The sequence below is a fragment of the bacterium genome, assembly GCA_019637795.1.
GTDB lineage: Bacteria > Desulfobacterota > Binatia > HRBIN30 > CADEER01 > JAHBUY01.
Window position 1 is genome coordinate 592,114 of the sequence record JAHBUY010000001.1, and the last position, 24,783, is coordinate 616,896.

14 protein-coding genes are annotated in these 24,783 nt (G+C 70.3%); all 14 read right to left on the minus strand.

From position 1 onward, the window contains the following. Positions 1–2: 2 nt before the first annotated feature. On the minus strand, positions 3–377 hold the full coding sequence (gene crcB / locus KF840_02585; GenBank protein ID MBX3023775.1) for a fluoride efflux transporter CrcB: 375 nt from the start codon (positions 375–377) through the stop codon (positions 3–5). A gap of 34 nt (positions 378–411) precedes the next feature. Next, positions 412–1,023, minus strand: a complete 612-nt coding sequence (locus tag KF840_02590) for a histidine phosphatase family protein (protein ID MBX3023776.1) — start codon at positions 1,021–1,023, stop codon at positions 412–414. Continuing rightward, entirely contained in the window at positions 1,020–3,119 is a 2,100-nt protein-coding gene (locus KF840_02595; GenBank protein ID MBX3023777.1) for a dynamin family protein, read from the minus strand. The genes KF840_02590 and KF840_02595 overlap by 4 nt, the downstream gene beginning before the upstream one ends. 16 nt (positions 3,120–3,135) lie before the next feature. After that, a complete protein-coding gene (cfa, locus tag KF840_02600; protein ID MBX3023778.1) occupies positions 3,136–4,320 on the minus strand; it encodes a cyclopropane fatty acyl phospholipid synthase in 1,185 nt (394 codons plus the stop codon). 334 nt (positions 4,321–4,654) lie between these two features. Beyond that, entirely contained in the window at positions 4,655–6,100 is a 1,446-nt protein-coding gene (locus KF840_02605) for an MASE1 domain-containing protein (protein MBX3023779.1), read from the minus strand. Positions 6,101–6,191: 91 nt separating this feature from the next. Next, positions 6,192–6,428 (minus strand): hypothetical protein, encoded by a 237-nt coding sequence (locus KF840_02610; GenBank protein MBX3023780.1) that lies wholly within the window; start codon positions 6,426–6,428, stop codon positions 6,192–6,194. A 491-nt stretch (positions 6,429–6,919) separates the two neighbouring features. Beyond that, complete coding sequence (locus KF840_02615) at positions 6,920–8,074, minus strand: DUF429 domain-containing protein (GenBank protein MBX3023781.1); 1,155 nt, start codon at positions 8,072–8,074, stop codon at positions 6,920–6,922. Positions 8,075–8,130: 56 nt separating this feature from the next. Next, complete coding sequence (locus KF840_02620) at positions 8,131–9,072, minus strand: ADP-ribosylglycohydrolase family protein (protein ID MBX3023782.1); 942 nt, start codon at positions 9,070–9,072, stop codon at positions 8,131–8,133. Further along, complete coding sequence (locus tag KF840_02625) at positions 9,054–10,031, minus strand: ADP-ribosylglycohydrolase family protein (protein ID MBX3023783.1); 978 nt, start codon at positions 10,029–10,031, stop codon at positions 9,054–9,056. The genes KF840_02620 and KF840_02625 overlap by 19 nt, the downstream gene beginning before the upstream one ends. A 164-nt stretch (positions 10,032–10,195) precedes the next feature. Continuing rightward, positions 10,196–16,882: a DEAD/DEAH box helicase gene (locus KF840_02630; GenBank protein ID MBX3023784.1), complete on the minus strand. Its 6,687-nt coding sequence runs from the start codon at positions 16,880–16,882 to the stop codon at positions 10,196–10,198. Then, positions 16,882–17,841 (minus strand): nucleotidyl transferase AbiEii/AbiGii toxin family protein, encoded by a 960-nt coding sequence (locus KF840_02635; protein MBX3023785.1) that lies wholly within the window; start codon positions 17,839–17,841, stop codon positions 16,882–16,884. Before KF840_02635 ends, KF840_02630 begins: the two co-directional genes overlap by 1 nt. Beyond that, positions 17,831–18,562, minus strand: a complete 732-nt coding sequence (locus KF840_02640; protein ID MBX3023786.1) for a hypothetical protein — start codon at positions 18,560–18,562, stop codon at positions 17,831–17,833. Before KF840_02640 ends, KF840_02635 begins: the two co-directional genes overlap by 11 nt. A 240-nt stretch (positions 18,563–18,802) precedes the next feature. Next, positions 18,803–19,087 (minus strand): hypothetical protein, encoded by a 285-nt coding sequence (locus KF840_02645; protein MBX3023787.1) that lies wholly within the window; start codon positions 19,085–19,087, stop codon positions 18,803–18,805. Between the two features lie 57 nt (positions 19,088–19,144). After that, positions 19,145–24,748, minus strand: a complete 5,604-nt coding sequence (locus tag KF840_02650) for a DUF4011 domain-containing protein (protein MBX3023788.1) — start codon at positions 24,746–24,748, stop codon at positions 19,145–19,147. Positions 24,749–24,783: the final 35 nt, after the last annotated feature.

Consider the following 24,783-nt stretch of genomic DNA (forward strand, 5'->3'; position numbering starts at 1 on the left):
GCTCACAGCAACCGGCCGACGACCGTGCCGCCCCAGACCGAGGCGAGGCAGGCGGCGAGCGTGACCCCCAGGTTCGCGAACCCGCCAGCGCCGCTGCCCTCGCGCAGCAGGGCCATCGTCTCGTAGCTGAACGTCGACATGGTCGTGAATCCCCCGCAGAAACCCGTCGCGAGCAGGATGCGCACTTCGGGACTGATCAGTCCGCGCTCGAGGGAGAGCGTCATCAGCAGGCCGATGACGAAGCTGCCGAGGACGTTCACGGTCAGCGTGCCGACCGGAAATTGACCGCCATTCACGGCTTGCGCCCAGCCCGCGACCCAGTATCGCGCCACCGATCCGACCAGGCCGCCGACGGCGACCAGCACCGTGCGGGTCATGCTCGCACTCGTCTCATGGGCGCGGCTCCGGACCTCACTCCGGCTCGTCCAGATGCCAGGTGCTGTTGAGCAGGCGTACCGCCCACGTGTCGCCGTCGCGGCCGAGCTCGTTGAGCGTCGCCGTGTGCTGCACGATGCCGCGGTAGCTGCGCAGGGGGATGCCGAGCATGCGGCAGAAGAGGAGCTGCAGGATCGCATCGTGGCTGACGATGGCGATGCAGCCCGCCGCCGATGCGGTGCGCTCGACGAGCCCCGCGAAGGCGCGGTCCTGGATGGTGCGCGGGTCGTCGGCTCCCGGCAACGGGACGTCCGGCCGCCGCAGCCAGTCGCGAAACCGCTGCCGTTCGGTGGCGGAGAACGTGTCCACGGTCCGCCCGGCCCAGGCGCCGTAATCGAGATCGGTGAAGCGGGGATCGACTTCGACCGCGATGCGCGACGCCGCGCCCACCGCCGCGGCCGTGGCGCGCGCCCGTGCCAGCGGGCTGGCGTAGATCGCGGTGAGGGCGTAGTCGTCGCGAACCCGCTGCGCCAGCCGCTCCGCCTCGCGCTCGCCCGCCGGCGACAGGGGCACGTCGATCTGGCCGCGCAGGGCCCCGCTGCGGTTCAGCTCGGTCTCACCGTGGCGCAGGAGGAGCACCGTCGTCATGCGATCTCCGTGGCGCGCCCAGGGGCGCGCGTGTCGTCGACGTCCGCGCCGTCATCCGGCGCGAGATCCGCCGCGCAGCGCTCGATGAGCGCCAGGTCTCGGCGGTCCGGGTCGTCCAGCGGCTCCCACCCCGGCTGGCCCGCTGGGCCGACACGACGCCCCTGCAGCGACCGCAGGGGATCCAGGTGCGCGGCGATCTGCCGGCGAAGACTCTCCAGGGTGCGCGCCGTCCACCCGTGCAGCTCGGCGGCGAGATGCGCCAGCGCGTCCGTGGCGGGCCGCTCCACCTGCGCGCGCAGCCGCCGAACGAGGTAGCGCTCGAGCGCGCGCCGGCTGGCGCCGGCCCAGAACGACGGCTTCACCGTCACGTCGTGGATGGCGGCCGGAAGCCGCAGCGCGGGGCGCGAGAGGAAGTCGAGCGCGAAGGCGTCGGGCGCCGGCGCCATTCCTGCGAGCGTTCCGGCGCGGCGCAGGCATTGCCCGAGCTCTTCGGTGAGGCGCGTCAAGGTTCCTTCGATCTCGTCACCGGTGGCGTCTGCTGCCGTCTCCAGCGCGGCGGTCGCCGCCGGACCGGCGACCGACCAGTCGCCGTCGGCTCGGATGTGGTCGGCGGCAACTCGCGCCGCCGCCGCGAAGGCCTGCGGCACGCTGCCGCGGAGCTCGTGGATGCCGTCGTCGCACCGCTTGCGCGCCTCGGCGAGCGCGCGCTCCGCGCGGGCTGCCGCGACCTCCAGCTCATCGAGCGCGGCCGGGGCGCGCCCGGCGCCGTTCGCGTCGCCGGCGGTGAGCGCCCGCACCGCGCCGACCAGCGTCGCGAAGCGCTGGCGCGACGACGCGGCGGCGCGGGCGCGGCCATCGACGCTCCGGGGAACGATCACCTCGCGAAACCACTGGTCGGCGAGCGCGGCCGCCGCGCCATGGGTGCTGACGGCGTGGACGGCGATGGGGTGACCGAGCGCGCCGGCGAGCCGCTCCTGCGCGTACCGCAGGGCGCGCGCCCGCTCGGACTCGGACAGCAGGTCGATCTTGGTGAGCACGACGCAGGCCGCGATCCCCGAGGCCTCCAGCAGGTGCAGGAGCTGCACATCGTCGCGCGTCGGCGGACCCGCGGCATCGATCAGCACGATCCCCAGGTCGGCGCGCGGCAGATATCGGTAGGCCGCACGCGCGCCTTCCGTCGCCAGCGAGCCGATGCCCGGCGTGTCGACGAAGGCAACGCCGTCGCGGAGGCGAGCGGAGCGGACACGGACACACGCCGCGGCGACGCCTTTGCGGTTCTCGGGGTTCTCCTCCTCGGACACGAATTCCCGCAAGCGAGTCAGCGGCACGCGCACGCGCTGACCGTCGCGAAGCTCGATGGTCGCATCGTCCGCGCTGCCGCGCACCACACGCGTCGGCACGGCCGTCACCGGCGTGACGCCGACCGGCAGCGCGGTGGTCTCCAGCACGGTGTTGAGCAGGGAGGACTTGCCCGCGTTGACGCGACCGAAGACGCAGATCTCGAAGCACTGCCGCTCCACGCGCTCGACGAGGGCCTCGAGCGGCTCTCGCAGCGTCACCAACCCGCGGCGCCGGATCAGCCGTTCGAGGGCGCTCAGGGCGCGGGCGTCGACGACGCCCTGGTCGAGGTGCGCGATCCGCTGGCCGAGATCCTCCGCCGTCCGGCGCGCCACGACCTCCCGCAGCCGTTGCAGCAGCCGACACAGGTTCGTCCGCGTCTGCTCGACCAGCGCGGCGCTCTCGGCAGGCAGCGGGCCGTAGCCGCGCAGCGTCTCGACCCCGATCTCGCCGAGCTCGATCTCCGCCCCGAGCAGCGTGACCTCGACCGCCCGACTGGTGGGGATGACGCCATGGGCCGGGGCGAGGCCGAGGTCGGCGACCATCGCGCTCATTCGCGACCGGATCTCCCCGAGGTAGTCGTGCAGCAGGTGCACCTCGGCGGGCGCCAGATCCGCCACATAGGGGGAGAACGGCGCGCCAGCGGTGGCCGCCGACGCGATGGTGGCCACCGCCGCCAGGCGGTCGTCCAGGTGCGTGAGCCCGCTCATCAGCACGCGGCGGTGGTTGTCGTTCAGCTCGACGGCCCGGCGATCCATCGGACGCTCCCTCACGTCAGCGGATCGACGCATAGCCGCCGGCCACCCCGTCTGGCGAGAGCACGAGCTGCCAGAGCTGGTTGCGCCGGGCGCGAAACGCGCCGGCGCACGACAGGAGATAGTAGCGCCAGGTGCGCAGGAACCGCTGGTCGTAGCGGTGCCGCAGTGCCGGCCACTGGGTGACGACGTTGCGTTCCCAGGCGAGGAGCGTGCGGTCGTAATCGGCGCCGAAATTGTGCCAGTCCTCGATCACGAACGCGTTGCCGATGCCCGCGCACAGCGTGCGCACGGATGGCAGGTGCGAATTGGGAAAGATGTAGCGCGAGATCCACGGGTCCCCGGCGACGGAGTCGGTGGGACCGCCGATGCTGTGCAGCAGGAAGAGCCCTCCGGCTCTCAGGCAGCGGCGCACGACGTCGAAATAGGTGCGGTAGTTCTTCGCGCCCACGTGCTCGAACATCCCGATCGACACCACGGCATCGAACGGCTCGGCGAGATCGCGATAATCCTGCAGGCGGAACGTCACGGGCAGCCCGCGACCACGGGCTTCCGCGAGGCGCCGCTGCTCTTCCGACACCGTGACCCCCACCGCCTGCACGCCGTACCGTTGCGCCGCGAAGATCGCGAAGCTCCCCCAGCCGCAGCCGATGTCGAGCACGCGCATCCCGGAACGCAGCGAGAGCTTGCGGCAGATCAGATCGAGCTTCGCTTCCTGCGCCGCGTCGAGATCGCTCGCGTCCTTCCAGTACGCGCAACTGTACGTCATCCGCCGATCGAGCATGGCCGCGAACAGGTCGTTCCCCAGATCGTAGTGGCGCCGGCCGATCTCGAACGCCCGGCTCCGCCTCCCCTGGTTGCCGATCCACGCTCGGATGGCCGCCAGCGCGGCCCGCCAGCCGCGGAATCCGACCTCGAGACCGGCGCGCAACACCCGGCTCACCATTTCGTCGAGCTGATCGCAGTCCCACCATCCGTCGACGTACGCCTCGCCCAAGCCCAGCGTGCCATCGCGGAACAGGCGATCGAACACCCGCTCATCGCGGATGCGGGGATCCCACGGCCGGGCGCCGTCGAGACGCACATCGACCGCGGCCAGCCACTCCTCGACCGCCCGGCGGGGCGCGCCGGCCCCGACGCATCGCGCGATCGAACCCGTTACGCCGCCGAAGCGTGGATGCGCCTTCGTCGCGCTCGCCGCCATCGCGTCACCCCTTCCGGGCAGGGACGACGCGTTGGCGTTGCCACCCTCGCCGTGTCCTTTGCGGTCCCTACCATCGCGTGCCTCTCGCCAAAGCCGGTGTGGTAGGGGTCATCAGCCCGTCTGGGCGGTTGACGGCGAACCCCATCGCCGTAATGCAATCTCTAGCCCACCGAACCCGGGCGTTCAACACGGTGGCGGACAGACGACAGCGGAGAATGCGGCTCAGGACACGCCCGGCGACTCCCGACGCCAACACGCCCGACGCGAACGCGGTCGCCGCAAGGCGAGACGCTGATCGCGCCCCCGTCGGGAGGCTCGGCGGCAGGTGATCGGGCTAGGCGGTGGGGATGTGGAGGGTGCAGACCAGACCCTCGGCGGAGAAGTCGAGCTCCGCGTCTCCCGCCAGCTCGTGGCCGACGGTGCCTTCGATCAGCCGCAGTCCGTAGCCCGGGAGCGGACTCGCGGCGGGTGGGGGCCCGCCGCTCTCGCGCCAACTGATGCGCAGCGTGGCCGTCGCGCTGCGCGCCCACGCGACGGAGACCCGGCCGCCCTGCCGCGACCACGCCCCATACTTCGCGGCGTTGGTTGCCAGCTCGTGCAGCACCACCGTCAGCGGGCCGACCTGGGACGGGGCGAGCGTCGCCGGATCCCCGCTGGCCAGGAGATGGTCGGACCCGACGCTGGCGAAGGGCGCGAGGGTCATGGCGACGATGTCGTCGACGCGCATGGGTTGCCAGTTCGAGCGCGCCAGACTCTCGTGGGTGCGAGCAATGGCGCGGATCCGCCCGATGACGCCGGCGCGAAAGTCCTCGAGGTCGATCGCGCGATCACCGCTTCGCTCGGTGAGCGCGATGATGGTGGCGAGCGTGTTCTTCACCCGATGGTCGAGCTCGGCGAGGAGACGACGCTGGTGATGGAGCGCGTGGTCCCGCTCGCCGATCAAGCCGCCGCCGGTGAGACTGACGCTGCCGACCACGGCGAGAAACAGCCACAGCGAAAGCATTCCGGACCGCGGAGACTGGACGATGAAAGGTCCGATCCCGAGCGCCGTCGCGACCACGAGCACGAGCGCCACCGCCGCCACGGCCAGGAACACGCCGCGCAGCCCGGCGCGCGCCAGGATCCAGGGAAACAGGAAGGCGAATGCGTACGGGAGCGACACCAGGCGCTCGCCGAACGCCAGCACCAGCGCCGAGACGATGACGACGGACAGCGCCATCGCGGTCTTCTCCACGGGCGGTGCCGGGTTGGCGACGATCGGATCTGGGGCCGACAACCACGTGAGGAGCAGTGGCCCGACGATCAGCGACCCGGCCGCCTCGCCGCCGAACCAGCTCATCCAGACGGTGGCGTAGTCGCCCCATGGGGCATCGCCGAATGCGCACAACCACGACGCGCCGAGCGTCGCCGTGATCAATCCGGTGCCGACAACCCCGACGGCCAGGTAGAGGAACGCATCGCGCAGGCGATCGAGTTGCGGTCGGAAACCGAACCAGCGCACGAGGGCCGTGCCGGTCAACGCCGGGGCCAGCGTGTTGCCGATCGCGATCAGCGCGGCCGGCCCGAGGTGTCCCGGCTCGAGCGTCGCGTTCAGCCCGAAGCTGCCGAGCACAATCCCCGGGATGACGAGCGGTCCAGCGACAATGACGGCGGCGAGGGCGACGGCCGTGGGCGCCCAGACCAGCGTCACGTGCTGGCCGTAGTAGGGGATCTGCAGCCCCAGCCATCCCGTCGCGAAGTAGGCGGTGGCGACGATCAGGTTGAGCGACGAGGCGCTCATCGGCCGGCGACCCGGATGGCCTGCAGGTGCTGGACGCGGGAGGGCGCGCCCTCGCGGATCGCGGACCACGCCGCGGCAGAAACCCGATGCGTCACCGTCGCCGCGTGGTTGGCGGCGCGGCTGAATCGGATTCAGCGGGATCCGCGTCACCGGAGAGCACCAGGTCGTAGCGACGAGCGGCGTCCTTCACGTCGAAGACGTCGATGCTGGCAGCCAACAGATCCTGGCGCGCCATCAGATATGCTCGAACGCCGATATCCCCCGGCAGCCCGAGCGGCGCCATCTCTTCCTCGGCATCGACGAGGAACGGCTGAAACCAGATCGACATACGGCTCGCTCCATGTTCTGGCGCTCGCTGGCGCCCTCCGCGCGGCGCGACGCAACCGTCGGATGCATCGGTGTTCGAGCGCCGCGCCGGCGTCCGCTTGGCGCAGCCCAGAGCCTGTATCCCCCACTGGCGGAGAAGGGAAGGAGTCGAACCTTCCGTGCCGCTGACGCGACACCACGCGGTTTTGAAGAGCGTGACCGGCCGTATCACGACGTGTCGTCTTGCGACGTGAAGTGTTGTTTTCTCGCATCTTACGCGATCGCCCGTGTCGTCTCTTCGACTCTGATCGACCCCTGTGTCGCGGTGTTCGTTAGCAATCCGTTAGCAACTCGGACGGACAGCTTGTGCACCGGCGAGTGCCGGCAGGGCAGCACGATCAGGTGCCTGCTGCCGCTTCTCAATGATCCGGCGGACGCGACCAGTCTCGGCCTCCGGAAGAGCACCGTTCCCGCACTCGCAACGACGCGGCCGCATTCCCCGCAGTACACGGACTACAACTGGCGTATGCTGTCGATGACGACAGCATGGTCCGGGCGGCTGGCCAGGAGTGCGAACAGCGCATCGAACCCGCTGAGCGTCGCCGGTGTCTGGTGGGTGCGCCAGACAGCGTGACTGTCGCCAACGAGCAGTCGGTACTCCTCGCCTTCGATGCTCAGCGCCAGAAGGCGGGGGGCGGCCCGTGTGCCGCCAGGAACATTGCGCAGTGCGATCATCTTCGGATGATCGCGGCCCGCACGACTGACCTCGACCAGCACCCCCCGAGTAACCCGCGCCGTCGCGATGTTCGTGGGCGGCGTCGAGCGCACCTGAACCCTCGGTGCCCGCCGCGTAGGCGGCCTCTCTCGCGATGGAAGTGATTGTCGGACATCAACCGCTGTCGGGATCGCAAAATCCACTGCTCCGCCGCTCGGCTCCACATCCCAGATGATCCCCTCCACCAGCCGATGGACGCCGTCGTCATGCTCGGCGATGAACGCTGCTCGGCCCCGTGGAAGTGCTCTGAGCGGACCACCGACGATGCTCGCCGCGCAGAGCGCGGCGACCACCGCCTGCAGATCATCATGGCTGACTACCTCGAAGCGCGGCAATGCATAGGCGCGCCTCAGTGCCTCCGCATAAGGCGCCAACGATGATCGCCGGCCTTTGCCAGGCAGTGGCGCGATGCCAGTCGATCGCCAGGCCGATGTCGGAAAGCACTCGAGGAGGACATAGCCGCTCGCCGGCGGCGACTCCGGCAGCTCATTGGCCAACACCACGCCCGGCCTCGCCAGTAGTGAATCGAAGACGGCTATGCAGAACTCGATCCACGGACGTTGCGTCCGAGGGAACGTGATGCCGTAAGCGCCCGTCTTGCCCTGCGTCTGGCACGCCAACTCGCAACGCCGCCCGACGCCCCGCGTCCCCTCCGGCGTTGACGGGTCACGCCATCCCTGAGGTCCGTCGAGCGCCACGGCGCGAATCTCACGGGCACGAACATGTGCGTCGATCACGTCCGCAAGCGTGAATGCTGAGAGTGGCAGATGGGTGGGCCAGGCGATCGCCCCAGGCCTCACGTCGCGCACTGCGGTAGCATCGAACACCACTTCAGCGCTGCCGTTGCTTGACCAACTGGCGCTAGCCAGGTCGATTCCAAGTACGGTCAACATGGTGAACGTTCGAGGTCGGTGGCCAAGGCGGATTTCAGACCCCGCGACGGAGTTCCTCACCCCGTCGCGAGCGACAAAAGACCATCGGCCAGTTCGACGATCCGGTCCTTGAGCGCAACACGCTCCACCCATCGCGGCGGAATCCCTGATCGCGCGTAGAAGGCTCCCGCGAGTTGCCCGTAGATCGCGCCGGTTGTGTCGGCGTCGTCGCCGAGATTCACGGCGCGCAGTGCCCCGTCGCGGAAGCCTGCGCCACGGTGAAACGCCCACAGCGCTGCCTCCAGCGAGCGGACGACGTGGCCGGTGCCCCGGATCGCTGGCGGCTCCGCCGTCCGAAATGACCCGCGAGCGATCGCGTCGATGTTCTCGGAGAGCGGTTCCGCTCGCCAGCAGCCAGGAGTCGGTTCGAAGCGTGCTTCAAGGAGATCTTCTTTCGAACGGCCCTGCAGCGCGCCGATCAGCAGTGCCCCGAGATAGCGACACGCGTCGATCGAGTCCCTCGCCCCGTGCGTGGTCCGCGAGCTCTCACCGCAGAGATGAATCGCCTTCGTCGGATCGGCGGCGAAGGCGAGCGCGACCGGTGCGAGGCGCATGAGAGCGCCATTCCCGGCCGAACGCGGATTCGTACTGCCGCTGAACGGCTCTCCCGTCTTCTCGAAGCGGCTCAGTGCCGCGGCAACCGTGTTGCCGATGTCGAAGCAGGACCCGTTGCTGCTCAGATACCCCTCCCGCCACCAGCGCACGTAGCGCTCCATCTGGTCCCTCGGGTCGAACGCGCCGTGCTCCACGAGGCTCTCCGCCAGACAGAGCGCCATCGAGGTATCGTCGGTCCACTCGCCGGGACGGAGTCGGAAGGGGCCGCCGCCGACCATATCGCCGATGGGTTCGAACGACCCTGGCGTTCGGAACTCCAGGGTCGTACCCAGCGCGTCACCGACCGCCAGGCCGAGCAACGCGCCGCGATAACGATCGCTGGTGGTCAGCTCAGAGGTGCCCATCGTTCCTTGGCCGCGGCGATCAGATGGAAGACTCGCCCGTCGTCGTCTTCTCGCGTGCGACCGAGCAGTCCCTTCTTCCACCGTTCGGGCAGCGCTTCGGCACCGTGAAGGGCGCCGACGGCCGCGCCGACGATGGCGGCGATGGTGTCATTGTCCTTGGTGTCGTTCACCGCCCGCACGATCGCCTCCTCGGGATCGTCACCGTGACGCGCAAGAATGTAGAGCGCTGACGGGATCGTCTCGAGCAGGAACGCGCCCGAATACCACCGCTCGCAGGCCTCGAGCACCGGCAGCTGCCCACGCACGGCCTCCCTCACTCTCGTGTCCACGAGGTGCCACACTGGCCCGCGGAAGGTTTGCGCAAGGGCTTGAAACCGCGGCGTGAGTGCTACGTCTCCCTCCAGCACGCGGGCGCGGCTGCAATACGCATCCACCCACCAGATCGGCTCCGGCGCCCTGGGCGCTCCGACGAGCTCCCAGAGGATTCCCGTCATCGCCACGCATGCCGCGATCGAGCTCGCGTCGTTGTGCGTGATTGCCCCAGCCACGACCGCGTCTTCCCACAGTGCGCTCGATGGAGCGCGCAGGTGCGGAAGTATCACCGGCGCGATGCGCATCACCGCTCCGTTGCCCGCGGAGTGCTCGCCGGCCTCGTACCAGCGGCGTCCCTCCTTCCGCGCCCTGACGAATCCTCGCACCGCCTGCCCGATCCCAAAGATTCGCCGCGAAGCGAAGGTATCCGCCAGACGCTCCGGGTCCAAGCCACCGTCCTCCAGCAGTCGCTCCAGTGTCCAGAACGCGAGCTGGCTGTCATCCGACGGAAGGCCGACGGCCCGTCCCTCGGCGTGGCGATTGGCAACGTAGTCCCGAATCTCGCCATATTCTGAAAACCGAGCCCCGGGTAGGCTACTCTCGGTTGGATTGCCCAGTGCATCGCCGATCGCCAGCCCGAGCAGCATGCCCTCGACACGGTCCCAGTGGGCCGCGATCCGCGGCGGCGCGTCGAGTTCTCGCAGGCCTGCAGCACGAAAGCGGAGCACTGCGTAATCCTGAAGCGATTCCACGGCTGAGCACCTCACCTGCTCATCGAGCGCCTCGGAACGCGGACGCCGCGGCGTAGCCCTCAGGCATTCTCCGACATCCGCTGACCTACAACCACGTCGGCCATCTGCTTGACCAGCGGTTCCATGCCGATCACGCGCACGCGCTGCCGGAAGTCCTCGCGGCCGAGCTGGGCGGCGAGCCTCCCGAGGAGCTCGTCGAGGAAGCTGCTGGAGGCGCTGCGGACGCCGGCGAAGTCGAGCAGTAGCGGGCCGTCGAGATCGGGAAGCAGGGCGAGGATCTTGCGGCGCAGGCGCTCGGCGGGCGGACGGGTGCCGGTGTTGCTGCACTGGGCGGCGATGCGGATGCCCTGGTCGGCGACGCGTTCGGCCTCGGCGTTGAGGAAGGACCATTCGGCGCCGCGCGCGATCCAGGTCTGCGAGAGATCGACGGGACGCTGGGTGTCGAGCGAGAACGCGACGCCGGTCCCGGGTGACGGCGGAATCGCGGCGATCTCCTGCTCGACGCCGGCGGCGAAGCGGTAGAGCGCGTCGCCGCTCCAGATACGCATCTCGCCGCCGTTCTGGCGCACGATCTCGAGCGCGCCGGCCATGCCGTTTCCCTGGCCGACGTTCTGGTCGCGGGTGACGCCGCGCTGCAGCGCGGTCCGGATCGCCTCGGCGTGTGTCGCCACCGGATGGGCCGCCCCGAGCGACGCCTTGATGCCGCGCCCGACGTCGCAGATCGCGAACTCCAGCCGGTGCATCTGCGGGAAGTACTGCGCGCAGACTGCGCCCTCGGCCGGGCTCTCGGCGTGGATGAGGATGTTGTCGATGATCTCGTTCGCTGCCCACTCGACCGCGGGAACGAATGCACGGGCGTTGTCGAACTGGTGCACGATCAGATCGCAGATGGCGTTCACGGCTTCGTACACGGCATCGCCGTCGGCAATCAGCTTCAACGGGATGAATCGACCCGCCTCCGGCAGACGATGGCCATCCGGGAAGGTGATGCCGAGGTGCCGGAGCAGATCCATGCGCGCCGGATAGCCGAGCGCCTGGTCCGGGCCACGCAGCTCCAGGCGATGTTGCTGGGAGACATGCCAGCGCCCCCAGGTGCAGAGGAACGCCAGGGACGGCATCGGCAGGAAGGCGTCTCCGGGCACCTGCAGGACGAGCCGGTCCCACGACGAGTCGAGTGCCCGACCACCGGCGAGCGCGCCGAGCAGCGGGCCGATGTCGCAACGTTGCGGCAACAGAATGAGCGGCGCCGCATGATACTCGCCGGCGGGCTCCGCGACTCGAGGACTGGCGGCATCCTCCGAACCGAACGCCGGTGGCTGGTCATCAACGTACCAGGACGCGTCGTCGCGAACCGCGCGTGCCCGATCCCTGCCCTCGACCATCCTGGCGATGCGCGCCACGTGGTAGATCATCTGATCGCGGTCATAGAGGTCGGTGGCCGCGATCTCGACCACCTCGTAGCGCCGGCCCCGCAACGTCGTGCGGATCGCCTCGTCCCTGGCCTTCGTGCGCGGATTGCCGTGGATGTGCTCGCTCAGCCCGTCGAGGTACACACAGATCCCACGCTCGAGCTCGTCCTCGCCAGGGAAGAACACGTCGGGGCGCGTGCTCCCAAGCGGCAGACCGAGGTCGATCGGATGCTGCCATTCCCCCTCGGGCAGATGGGCACGGTTGAGCAGATCGCGCAGCCGGCGCTCGGCCGCGTTCACCGGAATCTCGGCGTGCTTCGGCGCCGAAGCAGGCAGCCGGGCGGGGATGACGTGCGCGAGCTCGAGCGCGCTTCCCCACTCGCCGATGAGCTGCGCGGCGACGTGCCGATTCAGGTGGCGGTGGAAGAAGGCGTTGCGGAAGGTCTGCAGGCAGTCGATGCACGATCGCTCGCACAGCGAGGGACACCCCTCCAGCACCGCGACCGCGGCGGCCACGACCTCGCCCCAGCGGGCGCAGGCCTGCTCCAGCAGACCGGAACCGCCGGGCATGGGATCGTAGAGCAGGCCATCGACCGCGTCCTCGCCGACCCGGCCGATGACCAGGACCTGCAGGTCCTCGCGCTCCATCTCGAGCACCCGGGTCATGCCGACGCGCAGCGCCTCGAGCACCGTGTAGGCTTCGCTCCGATCGGCACAGCCCTCGAGACTGAGGGCGTCGGCGACGACGTCGGCGTAGAAGCCGACGGACGGCGGCGGCTTCCCGTAGCGCTCCTGCTCGCGCTGGGTGAAGTGCTTCAGCTCCGCCTGGGAGGCAAACGGCGAGCGCGACTGGCCGCTGACCAGCGACGTCGGGTACCCGAGCTGCTGCCGGCCGACGAGCTGGGCCGGCCCGATGTTGACGAGCCGCATGTAGACGTTGCGGCGGAAAGCCAACTGGCGTTCGCCCCAGCGGTACATCCGACCCGCGCTGTGTCGGCCCTGCTCGTACCCGTAGACGGCGACCGCGAGCTGGAACCGATACTGCTCCTCGTCGTTGATGTGCGAGACGTGCGCGAGATCGACATCGCAGATCTCGACCGCATGCAGGCTTGGCCCGCCGATCGCCGCGACGCCGTCGCGCGCCACTCCCACCTCGGCGACCGCCTCGTGCGCCAGATCGAGATGAAATTCGAGCGGCTCGCTCGTCAGCAGATGGAACTGCCGCGGCACGAAGCGGCGGCCGTTGGCGTAGACGAGGTTGCCGGGAATGTACTCGCGCAACGCGACCGCCGACGGCCGCGGCAGCGGGTAGTCGCCCTCGGCACCGACGCTCGCCGGCACCAGCGCCATCCCGCGCACGGAGCCGGTATCGAGTCCGTAGCCGGGGAGGAACCCCTCGGCGGCCAGGACCCCATACGTATAGCGGTCGTCGAATCCCTCGGCCTCGGCACGGCGCCTCTGCCCGACGCCCTTCAGCCGCTTCACCATCTGGTCGCAGCGGCGGTACAGCGCGTCCTCGTCGCCGTCGAGCGTGCCGCGCAGCCGGCGCCGCTCGTCGAGCTTCGCCATCTGATCCATGCACCAGTCGAGGCGCCGGCGGATGGTGCGGATGACCCGCTCCAGCGCCGGCGCCATCTCGAGGATGATCTGCCGCAGACGCTCCGGCTCGACCGCCTCGACGTCGTCGGCCGGCCAGGTGTCCCGGAAGATGCGCTGCGTCTCGCGCAACAGGTCGTCCGCATGCTGCCGCACCACGGCATCGAGCGGCGACACGTCGAAGGGCGTCGTGCGCACCAGCTCGTTGGCGTCGAAGAGATACTCGCGCACCCACAGCGGCAACACGCGTTCGAGCGCCGCGCCGATGCGGCCCCGCTCCGCTTCGGCAAGCGGCGAGCTCTCGCGGGACAACTGGTGCAGGCGCGTGATCACCGCCGCGTGCACGTGCTTGGCCAGCATCACCTCGTTCTTGAGATTGAAGCGCGGCGGATCGACACGCCCGCCGAGCAGCTTCATCGGCTCGGCGAAGTAGGCCCGATCGTGACTCGCCGGGCGCGCGTAGGTGAGGTTCACCGCCAGGCGATGCCGCCGGCCGGCCCGGCCGACGCGCTGCCAGTAGTTGGCCGGCAGCGGCGGCACGTTGCGCAGCAGCACGGTATCCAGGCCGCCGATGTCCACGCCCATCTCCAGGGTCGGCGTGCACACCAGGGTGTTGATGGCCTCGCCGTCGCCCTTGAACAGGCGTTCGAGCTCCTCGCGCCGAGCGGTCGGCACCTGCGCCGTGTGCTCGGCGGGCAGGAGGAGCGCGAAGCGCTCGGCGAGGACCTGCAGATCGTAGTTGTCGGGGTCGTCCTTCTCCGGCTCGAGCGTGCCGCCGCAACCCCAGGCGAGGCAGCGCTCGTGCGGCGTCGGCCGCACCGCGGTCCGCCGGCAGCGCCGGCAGCGCCAGCGACCGCCGTGCGGCGCGATCAGCAGTCGATCGCCGTCGATCTGATGCGTTCCCGAGCAGTGCGGCAGGACCTTCCCTTGCGCTCCCTGCAGAGAGACCGGCGCCAGGATCCCAACGGTCGTGAGCGCGTTCCACAGCTCTTCGAGAAAGCGCTCGACGTCGGCGGCGGGCACGCCGAACTCGCGGACCGCCCGGGCCACGAGCGTGCCCCTCGGCCCGATCCAGGCGCTCACCCGGGTCGGATCGTCCGTCGGTCCGCGGCGCAGTTTCAGCCCCTTGGGCACGGCGCGCAGCAGCGGCAGGTACCCGTTCTGGATCTCCGGCATGCCGTCTATCCAGAGGTGCGAGAACACGCGTTGCTCGCGATCGAGCAGTACCAGCAGCGACCGCCGCTGCTGATCGAGGACGGCGCCGATTCCATCCGCCAGGCGTTGTGGGTCGAGGTCGAGGCGCGAGGCCCAATCGCGTACGAACGGCAGCTCCGCGTCGAGGCCGACGTAGTCGATACGGATGCGTCCCCACGGCTCGAGACCGAGGCGCTGCCGCGGTGCGGTGGCGAGCTCGCGCAGCACGGCGATGCGCAGGAACCGACGGCGCTCGCGCGCGTGCTCGAGGCCGACGGCCTCCTTGCGCGCCACGGCCCACACCTCGGGGATCAAGCCCCTCGACGTCTGATCGTCGGCATCCAACGTGCGATCCAGATCGGCGACCAGATCGCCGATCGACACCGGGCCGCGCCCGATGCGCTCCGCCATGAGGGCGCGCAGCCGGAAACGCCGGGCGTGATCCGCCATCCACCCGGCCTGGAAGGCGGCATCCTGGCGGTTGTCGGCGAAGATCAGCAGCCGCCGGCGTTCGGCGTGCTGGATCATGTTCTGCGCCAGCACATGCACGTCGGCCACGGTGACCGCTCGGACCGGGCGAGCGGGTTCCCGATACCCACCGCCTGCCGGTCTGCCGGTCTGTCCACACGCCAGGCAGCTCGTCAGATATCCGCCGTGATCGGGATGGTGCTCGACGGCGAGCAGGTGAACCAGCGCCTTCTCGCGCCCGCAGCCGTCGCAGCGCGGCCGATCGGCAGCGTGTATGGCGCCGCAGAAACGGCAGACCCACGCATCGTGCGCGCGCGCCGGCGGATCTTCCTCGTCCGTCACCAGCGCATCGACCAGCACCACCCGGCTGGCGCCGTCCAACGTCGCGTCGAGCGCCTTCCACACGGTGCGGTCCTCGATCGCCTCGCCGCCCTCGAGTCCCTTGGGAGTCACGCGCAGATCCGCGGCGTGGTGAACGAAGTAGTGTTGTCCGCATGCGCCGCAGGTGGTGACGGGGAAGCGGAAGAGTCGCGCTTCCGCGCCGTCGTCCTCCGCTTCCTCGGCGGCGGCTTCCGCTTCCTCGGCGGCGGCTTCCGCTTCGGCGGACAACCACAGCCGCGGACTCGGCGCTTCGGGTGGAAACGTGACCACCGCGCCGGCGACGCCGCTGACGAACGCGTGCAGCACCGGACGCAGGAGCGGACGCCCATCCCGGCGGGATGCGGCCCCGAGCGCCAGCCAGGCGAGAAGCTCTTCTTCGGCAAATGGACGACCCGCCGCCCGCGACAGCTCGCCGACGAGCGCGTCGAGGTCGCGAGGCCGCTGCAGGCTCTCCGCCAGCAGATAGCAGAGCTCGTTCGCGGTGAGCTGATCGTACAGCCGCTCAGGAACCGACTCGTCGGGACCGCCCGGCAGGGATTCACCCGTCAACCGCTCGTAGGCAGCGGAGAGCCGGAACCCGGAGCCGCCCTCGCCGTCCACGGCGGACAGGATCGCCTGCAGATGGTCCGCGACGTTCCCCTGCGGCGGCGTTGGCAGGCGACGCCGCGCAGCCCAGTCGTCGCGCTGGTACTCCTCGCCGACCAGGACCACCGCATCGGCGGGCACGCCGAAGAAGCGCGCGGCGAAGTCGCGTCCCGCCTCGACGCCGCGGTCGGCATCGACGAGCGTGGCCGAGGTGCCGATGCAGACCGTGTCGGCAGCGCTGCGCCCGCAGAAGGTGCGCAGACGGCGGATCAGACAGGCCGTCTCGGCGCCGGCGGCGCCGGCGTGGGTGTGCGCCTCGTCGAACACCAGGAGCTCGAGCCTGGCGTCGTCGAACATCTCGATGTCGGCGCCGCGGGTCAGCAGCAGCTCGAGCTGCTTGACGTTGGTCAGCAGGATGCGCGGCGGCTGCTTCTGCATCTCCTCGCGCGAGCAGCGCTCCTCGCTGGGATGCACCGCCGTGGTTCGCCCCTCGGCGCGGGCGCGTGCGAGCGTCGCGACGTAGTCGGCCTGCGAGGCTCCCGGACGCAGGCGCTCGCCGGTCACGTCAGCGGCGCGACGGGGCGTCTTGCCGACGTACATGCCGAACGGGATGCCGGTGCCGGCCAGCAGTTCGCGCAGACGGCCGAGCTGGTCCTCGGCGAGCGCGTTCATCGGATAGACGAACACGGCCACGATACCCGCGGCGGCGCCCTCATCGCGCAGTTGCAGGCAGCGACTGATCGTCGGATAGAGAAAGCACTCCGTCTTGCCGGACCCGGTACCGGTCGAGATCAGCGTCGTGCGCCCGCTGGCGATGGCGCGGATCGCCCGCTCCTGGTGCCCATACAGGTGTGGGAAGGGGATCAGGTTCGGCATGAAGGGGTGCAGCACGCCGTCGGCCACGAGGTCGCGCACCGCCGCGCCGGTGCGGAACGCCCGCGAGAGACTGACGTACGGCCCCTTGAGGAGCGGCGTCGCGCGCGTCCGCTCCAGCGAGAGCAGGTCGCGCAGTTGCCGGTAGAGGTCCGGATCGGCGAAGGCGTAGGTGGTCAACTGGTAGCGAAGGAAGTCGCCGACCACCTTCTCGGTGTAGAGGATCGGATTCAGCGGCATCAGCGTCTCTCGTTCCAGCGACGGGCGTTGTCCGCTTTCCACACCAGTACCGGATGCGAGCGCAGCCGGTCGGCCGTCTCCGGATCGTCCGGAAAGATCAACTCCGGGCGCAGCTCGCCTCGCTGGATGCGGTCGGTGAATTCGCGCTCTTCGGCCTCGAGTGTCAGCAGCGGTGCGATGACGTCCCAGCAGCGCTCCCGCAGCTCCGTCGCCGAGATGTGCTCGTCCCGGTTGAGCATGGGCGCGAGCTGCTCCTGCACCATCGCGGCGGTCACACGCTCCAGTCGTTCTCTCCCATAGCGATGCAGCGGGTGATCCAGCATCCCCGCCATGGCGACGAACAGCCTCCGGAAGCGGCGCCCGTGCCAGTCATCGCCGAGTAGGGTCGGCAGCCGCAGCGCATCGAACAGATCGCGCGGCAAGGCCCGCGCCATCAGCGCGCACAGCTTGCCGACTGCCAGCTCTTCCAGAGAAGCGATCGCGACCGATGGCTGCTCGTCCCCTTCGGGCTGCCAGAGCGAGCGCCGCGTCGGAGGAGAGAGCGATACGCGCATGAGGAAATTGAGATCGACCTCGATCCGATCGGGCGTTCCCGCGCTCGACGTGTACCGGAGGTGCAGCTTGCCGCCGGCGTGTTCCGGTTTCGACTCCTGGACGCGATACCCCTGGGCCGCCGCGATGGCGCGCACCGCGCGCTCCACCTCGGGACGTTCCGCCAGCATCGCGTCGCGCTCGACCGCGCCGACATAGTTGAAATCCAGATCGACCGACAGACGGCGCGGTGGTCCGAAGCAGAGATTCAGTGCCGTGCCGCCCTTCAGCACGAGGACACGCGAGAGCAGCGGATGACGCCCGACGTCGGCCGCGAAGGTTCCGAGTCGCACGACCTTCTCGAGCGTCTCGGCCGCGAACCCGCTGGTGGCGGCGAGTTGCTGGACGCGCTCCCGGCTAGGGTTCATCGGGCTCCGCGCCGGCGACCAACGCCTCCGGCACGACCAGGTTCCAGCGCGCCACGAGGCGCCCGTGACCTCGTTCGGTATCGAGATAGTGCGGCGACTTGGGACGGTGCCGCTCCAGCTCGCTCAGGTACTCCGGCTGGACGAAGAACGTGCGGTGATAGCGCTCGAGAAACCATCCCACCGCCGCCCACAGCGCCTTGCGGCCGTATGTCGTCAGGACGTCACGCAGGAGGTCCAGGTCGAGCACGCCGAACCCGGACGCGGAGTCGATGAGCTCGCCGAGGCCGCCGACGAGGTTTGGCTGCCAGAAGCCATCGACGAGCGTGCGCTCCGGTCCCGTGACCCGCAACCGACGACCGAGCCGATCGACCTCGCGCACTCCGAGATCCTCGCCGCGCTGCCGCACGAGCATGGTCGGATAGGGCACGAAGCGGAGAGTCACGCCTCCCACCACCGCTGGCGGTCGCCGCCGGCGCGTCAGCACGGTGCACTCATTCCAGTCGGAGTGCGCCGCTCCGAGCAGCTCGAGCGCGGCATGGTACGCGAAGACCGCATCGTCGCGCAGACTGGCGGCGACGAGATAGCGGTCGGCGGTGAACCCCGCGGATGCCACTCCCGGGGGCACGGCGGCATAGACGCCGTGCGCCACCTTCTTCACCAGGCCGCGTCGAGCAAAGTACTGGAGGCGGTCCAGGGCTCCTTTGCGGTTCCCGGGCGTCATACTCGCGACCGCCTCAGCGAGCGTGAACACGGGATGGGTACTCAGAAACGCCCTGCTTTCCATGAACTTGATGTTTTGCCGGAAAATACCGGGTTAATTCCGGTACTTCCAGACAAATCTCCAAGTCTCAGAACCCCCGCATTGTGACCCATAGTCCCTGGAAGCCAGATCCTCATTCGTGATGGCGCCGACATGCCTGTTCGCAGTCGCAGCTATTCCGCCTCCAGGGCGCGCCGGCGCTCAGAAGCATGTCCTGCACCTGGCCAACGGCTTCGCGAGCCTGGGGCCGACCTGTCGGCGCACTGCTTCCTCGTCGGTCCCACACACCTTCTCGGTTCTCGCGAGGTCGCCGTGATCAGGTCGGCGCCAGTTCGCGATGTGGGGACAGCCGACCCGGTGGAGCATCGCGGCATTCGGGCTGCGGAAATTGACGAAGAAGCCCTTCTGGTTGGTCTCGCACCAGCGCACGAACTCGTCGTGCGCGTTGCGATCGCTCGTCGAGTGAAAGGACGTGACAACGCTCATTGCTGATCCTCCAAGGAGACTCATCCGCCAATCGATCGCCGCGACCGCCGCGCCCGATCAGTCACCGAGGGCGATGCGGTCGCCGAGCTGGCGCAGCGCGCCGTCTTCCAGCAGGTGCTGCAGCGCCATCTCGAAGGCGCCGCGGATTCGGGAGCCGACCCGCTGGTGGCCGACGTGCACCGCGGCGGCTTTGATGAGCGCGTCGAGGGGCATGGCGCCGGACGCGTGCAACACGGCGACGATGGCCTCGCGGCGCATCTGGTGCGTGACCAGTGCCGGGTCGATCGGCTCGCCCACCGTCCGCAGCGGCGCGGCGGCTTCGACGCGCGGCGGGGCGGACGCCGTGGCGACCGGGGCGGCCGTCTCCGCGACGATCTCCGGTGGCTTCAACTCGCCGTTCGCGCCGCGGCCGGCGGGACGCCGGGAACGCGCGACCGCCGCGTCGTACGCCTGCCGCAGGCGCGCGATCTCGGCATCGCGCGCCAGGCGCCAATCGGTGGACCAGATGCGGTGCAGCGTCCACCCCAGGTTCTCCAGCACGGCCTGGCGCAGGCGGTCGCGGTCGCGGGCCGTCGCCGCCGAATGATACGTGGCGCCGTCGCATTCGATTCCGAGCACGTGCCGGCCGGGCAGCGCGGGATCCCGCGCCGCGAGATCGATCCGGTAGCCGGAGCACCCCACCTGCCGATCCATGCGCCAGCCGAGGCTCTCGCACACCGACAGCACGTCCTCCTCGAACGGCGATTCGCAGTCGGCGAGCGCATCGACCGAGACCGCGGCCTGCAGCGCCCGCACGCCGTCGCGGGCGTAGGCGAGAAACTCGCGCAGATGGCGCACGCCGAGCGAGCCCGTGCGCGACAGGTCGATCTCTTCCGGATCCATCGACGACACGACGATCAGGCGCTCGCGGGCGCGGGTCACCGCCACGTTGAGCCGGCGCTCGCCGCCCTGGCGATTCATGGGGCCGAAGTTGAGGGTCATGCGCCCCGTCGCGTCCTTGCCGAAGGTGGTCGAGAAGATCATCACGTCGCGCTCGTCGCCCTGGACATTCTCGAGGTTCTTGACGAACACCGGCTCCGGCGCGGCGGCGCTGAAGTACGGCTCGATCTCGGGATGCGCGAGGCGCTGCTCCTCCAACAGCGTCTCGATGAGGTCCTGCTGCTGGATGTTGAACGTCACCACGCCGATCGAGCGCTGACGACGCTCCGGATCGCGCAGGCGTTCGACGATCAGATCGACCACCCGGCGTGCCTCGACCTCGTTGCGCCGCGAGGCGCCGCGATCGAAGACGCCCGGCACGCGCACGAGCTCGACGCCGCAGCCCTCCGCCTCGGGATCGGCGGCGGGAAACGTCACCAGCCCGTTGCCGTAGTAGTTGCGGTTGGAGAACGCGATCAGTCGCTCGTCGCGGCTGCGGTAGTGCCAGGCGAGCATCAGCCGCGGCACGCCGGACACGAACGCTTCGTCGAGCACGCTCTCCGCATCCTGCGGCACGCCGTCGGCGACGGGCTCGTCGCCGCCGTCGCCGCCGGTGAAGAAGTCGGTCGGCGGCATCTGCTGTGGGTCGCCGACGACGATCACCTGGCGGCCGCGCCAGAGCGCGCCGACCGCATCCGCCGTGCGCACCTGCGACGCCTCGTCGAAGATCACGGCGTCGAACTTCTCGCACTCGACGGGCAGGAAGTGCGCCACCGCCAGCGGACTCATGAGCATGCAGGGCGTGAGTCGCGGCACCAGCGTCGGCAGCTCGGCCAGGAGACGGCGCACCGGCATCCTGCGGCGGCGCCGCGCCGCTTCGCGGCGCAGGATGCCCACCTCGCTCTGCGCATGCACGGCAGCGGTCGGCGCAGGCCGGCGCTGCAGCACCTGGCGACGAGCGCGTCCCTGCCCGGCCGCGAAGAGCTCGCGGTCGGCATGGCGGAACGCCTCCACCACGCGGTCGTGCTCCCGACCGCGGAACTGCCCGAGGATCGGATGCACTTCGGTCATCTCGGCGACCCACGCCTTGAGGAATCCAGCTTCGTAGGCGCGCGCGATGTCCGTTTCCGGGGCTCGGCCCTCGCGCAGCTCGTTCACGAACGCCCGCAGTCCGATCTTCTCCGCTTCTGTCGCCGCCGCCTCGGACGCCGTCTTGTCACGCAGGCGCGGCAGCGCTGCCGCGGCGGCGGTCGCGAACGCCGCGGTGTCGCGCAGTCGGCCAACCGGGTCCGTCGCGCCGAACGCTTCGACGCGATCGACCGCCAGGACCTCGGCAGCGTGGTCCGCAGCGCTCCGCACCCTGGCCAGCGCGTCCCCGACGGCTGCGACGTGCGAGGATGCGTCGGCGGCGGACAGCGCGGGCATCGCCGGCCTGGCGGCAGCATCGGCTCGCGCCGCGCCGGCGAGCCGCTCCATCGCGGCATCCCAGCGCGCCACCATCTCGGCGCGCGCGAACGTCTCGGCCGGGGTCCGGGCCCCGGCGAACGCGGGTCCCATCAACTGCGCAACCGCCGCAGACGCTTCGTCGAGCGTCGCGGCATCGCGGCGCACCGCAATGGCGAGATCCAGATCCGCCAGCAGCGAAGCGGGCGCGCCCAGCCGGCCCTTCACGACGCCGCGCAACGTGGCGCGCGATCCGCGCAGCGCCAGCCAGCGCGCCAGCGCCCACCGCCCCTGCGCGGCGCGGATCTGGGCGGCCAGGGCGGCGGCGTCGAGGGCGAAGAACCCAGCATTCCAGCGCTCCGCGAGGGCATCGCGCGCCGCGGCGTGACGCGCGGCGACGGCGCCGAGCTCGGCCAGCGCGGTCAGATAGTCGGCGCGGTCCGCCCGTCCGCTCAGCTCCCGGACCCAGGCGGGCGGCGCCTGCGCCAGGATCTCGAGCAGCGCGAGCACGGCATCGGGCATCGCGTGCGCATCGTCGGAGGCGATGCCGATGGCCGCCACCGCGCCGTCGAGCGCGGCGGACGCAGCGTGCGCATCACGGGCCAGCGCGGCCAGCGCCGCCGCCGCCGCCTCCTGGCGCCGTTCGGTCCAGGTCGCGAGGCGGACGGCGCGCAGCGGGTGCTCGCGCCATCCGCCGCAATCGCGGATGGCCGCCTCCAGCGATCCGAGCGCCCGCAGGCGCTCCTCGAACACGGCGCGCGTCGTCTCGAGGAGATCGTCGTGCTCGACCGCCGGCGCCGCGACGTCGCGTAGCGCGTGCCGCCGCGCCGAGGCCCGGAAGAAGGAGAGCCCCAGCGGCGTCGGCTCGTGCAGCCGCTGCACGAACGCGTTCAGGCGCGTGCGCGTCTCCTCGACGCGCTGCGCGACGCGGTCGAAGTCGTCGTCGCCGGGGAGGTGTCGATCGCCGTCGAGGGCGTTGACCAGGGTCGCCGACACCACGCCGGGATCGGCCTTCTCGCTGTGCAGCTCCAGGCACGCGGAGCCGAGTCCGGCGCGGGCGAGGCGATGGGCCACCACCGAGAGCGCGGCGCGCTTCTCGGCCACGAACAGCACGCGACGCCCGGCCGCGAGGAGGCAGGCGATCATGTTGGTGATGGTCTGCGATTTGCCGGTGCCCGGCGGCCCCTGCAGCACGAACGACTTCCCCGCCAGCGCCGCCTGCACCGCCGAGAGCTGGCTGGAATCGCAATCGACGACGAGCGGCAGATCGGCGGCGCGCACCAGCTCGTCGAGCCGACGCGGCTCGGGGAACACGACCTCGTCGCCGCCATTGCCGTAGCGCTCGATGCGCTCGCCCCCGAGCTTCGGCTCCAGGCGGGCGAGAAAGTCGTTCGGCGACGCATGACCGGAGGCGAAGATCGTCTGCAGATCCTTCGCCATGACCTGCTTGCGGTAGTCGAACATCCCGAGCGTCGCGATCGGCACGACCTCGAAGCGACGCCGGCGCACGACCGCGTCCGAGATCATCGCGAAGACCGCGGGCACGTCGATGCCGCAGTCGTCCTCGGGCAGATCCGCCGCCAGGCCGGACAGGTCGATGTCGAAGTCGCGCCGCAGCTTCTGCACCAGCGCGGTGTTCAGCACCGCTTCCGCATCGGCCATCCGCAGGGTGAAGTCGCCGCCGACCGAGATCCGTTCGAGGTGGGCGGGGACCATCAACAACGGTGCGTAGCGCGCCTGCGCCGACGACTCGCTCTCGTACCAGCGCAGGAATCCGATGGCGACGTGCAGGGCGGAGATCCCCTTCTCCTCGATCGACTGGCAGTGCTTCTTCCACAGCGCCTTGACGCGCTCCGGCACCGTCTTGCCGCCGGGATCGGCGACGAGAACGCGGCGCTCCTGCTGCTGCGCCAGGAAGGCGCGGAATGCGACCGTCGCCTCGTGATCGGTGGTCGGCGGGGAGGCAGGCGCATCGGCGCGGATGCGGAAGACGACGCCGTCGGCGAGATCGTTCTCGAAGGCCGCCACGTCGGGCACCGCCAGGGTGATGCCCCGTTTCGGGCGCAGCCCACCCCAGGCGTTGGGGTCATCGGCCATGGTGCCGCCGATGAGCTCGTTGCGCAGCGTGAGATCGACCAGGGTGTCGATCCAGGCCTCGAAGCGACTGGTCAGCCTGCGCTGGCCGGGATCGGCGTCGCGTCGCAGCGGGGTGGTCGTCGGCAGGGTCAGATCGGGATGATCGACCGGGACCCCCTGCCCCTCCGCGACCACGTCGTCCACGACCGCATTCAGGGGCCGGATCCCGAGCAGACGTGCCGCCGAGATGTCGATCAGCTCGTGGAACGCGTTGTCGGTGACCTGCGCCAGCGCAGCGCTGCAGGCGTCCCTGAACGACACGGGCGGGCGCGTCGTCGCGCTGGTCGTCTCGACCAGGACCAGGGACCCGAGTCCGCCGGCGGCTCCGGCGCGACCGCGCACGACCGAGGCGTCGGTTTCGATGGCGTCGAGAAGGCCGGCGTCGCTGCTCAGCCAGAAGCCGGCGAAGGCATGACCGCGAAGCAGCACGAGCACGGCGCGGAGCCCGCACGCCTCGAGCGCCGCGGCGTACCAGGTCGCCACCTCGATGCAGTTGCCCTGCTTCTCCTGCCGCAGCGCCTCCGGGAATCGGACCTTCTGGCCGCCTTCCTCGAACGACGCCGGCGTGCCGAGGTAGGTGATGCCGCGCTTCTGAATGGCGCCGTAGACGGCCGCCGCCTGTTCCTTCACGCGCTCCGCCGAGCCCGACTGGTAGCCGTCGAGCTCCGTCCGCCCGAACTGCTCCTGCTGCACCTGGCTCGCCTCGGAGACCAGCTCGCGGATGGCCGGGTGATTGGGCATGACGAAGGCGGCGATCAGGTCGCGCCGGATGGCGCGGTGCCACTCGTTGTGCGCCAGCACCATGAGCGGCTCGCGCGCCGTCGCCACCTCGGCGCCGCGCCAGAGCAGGCGGACCGTCAGCGTCGCGACCTCGGCTTCGATCAACTCCTTCAGCCGCCCCAGGTCGGCCGCGCACGCCGGCCCCTGAATCGCCGCCTCCGCGCCGGGGTTGATCGGCGTCAGCGCGAAGCTGGCCGGATGGAGATAGCCCGGCTCGCAGGACAGCTCGACGGTCAGATCCCGCACCACGGACTCCGCCCCGTTGACGACGGTGATCTCGACGACCGGCAGGACCCGATGCGCGGCCGCCGCCCAGTAGAGCGGCCCGCTCGCGGCGACGCGCACGCTCAGTGCCCCCGGGGCAGGGGGCTGGGGCTGGTTCACGGGCGCTGAGGTATCCATCGCAGTGCGGTCCGACG

Bases quoted from the DNA above. Each gene is read 5' to 3' on its own strand.
- crcB (MBX3023775.1), bottom strand. From the start codon at position 377: ATGACCCGCACGGTGCTGGTCGCCGTCGGCGGCCTGGTCGGATCGGTG.
- KF840_02590 (MBX3023776.1), bottom strand. From the start codon at position 1,023: ATGACGACGGTGCTCCTCCTGCGCCACGGTGAGACCGAGCTGAACCGC.
- KF840_02595 (MBX3023777.1), bottom strand. From the start codon at position 3,119: ATGGATCGCCGGGCCGTCGAGCTGAACGACAACCACCGCCGCGTGCTG.
- cfa (MBX3023778.1), bottom strand. From the start codon at position 4,320: ATGGCGGCGAGCGCGACGAAGGCGCATCCACGCTTCGGCGGCGTAACG.
- KF840_02605 (MBX3023779.1), bottom strand. From the start codon at position 6,100: ATGAGCGCCTCGTCGCTCAACCTGATCGTCGCCACCGCCTACTTCGCG.
- KF840_02610 (MBX3023780.1), bottom strand. From the start codon at position 6,428: ATGTCGATCTGGTTTCAGCCGTTCCTCGTCGATGCCGAGGAAGAGATG.
- KF840_02615 (MBX3023781.1), bottom strand. From the start codon at position 8,074: ATGTTGACCGTACTTGGAATCGACCTGGCTAGCGCCAGTTGGTCAAGC.
- KF840_02620 (MBX3023782.1), bottom strand. From the start codon at position 9,072: ATGGGCACCTCTGAGCTGACCACCAGCGATCGTTATCGCGGCGCGTTG.
- KF840_02625 (MBX3023783.1), bottom strand. From the start codon at position 10,031: ATGCTGCTCGGGCTGGCGATCGGCGATGCACTGGGCAATCCAACCGAG.
- KF840_02630 (MBX3023784.1), bottom strand. From the start codon at position 16,882: ATGCCGCTGAATCCGATCCTCTACACCGAGAAGGTGGTCGGCGACTTC.
- KF840_02635 (MBX3023785.1), bottom strand. From the start codon at position 17,841: ATGAACCCTAGCCGGGAGCGCGTCCAGCAACTCGCCGCCACCAGCGGG.
- KF840_02640 (MBX3023786.1), bottom strand. From the start codon at position 18,562: ATGACGCCCGGGAACCGCAAAGGAGCCCTGGACCGCCTCCAGTACTTT.
- KF840_02645 (MBX3023787.1), bottom strand. From the start codon at position 19,087: ATGAGCGTTGTCACGTCCTTTCACTCGACGAGCGATCGCAACGCGCAC.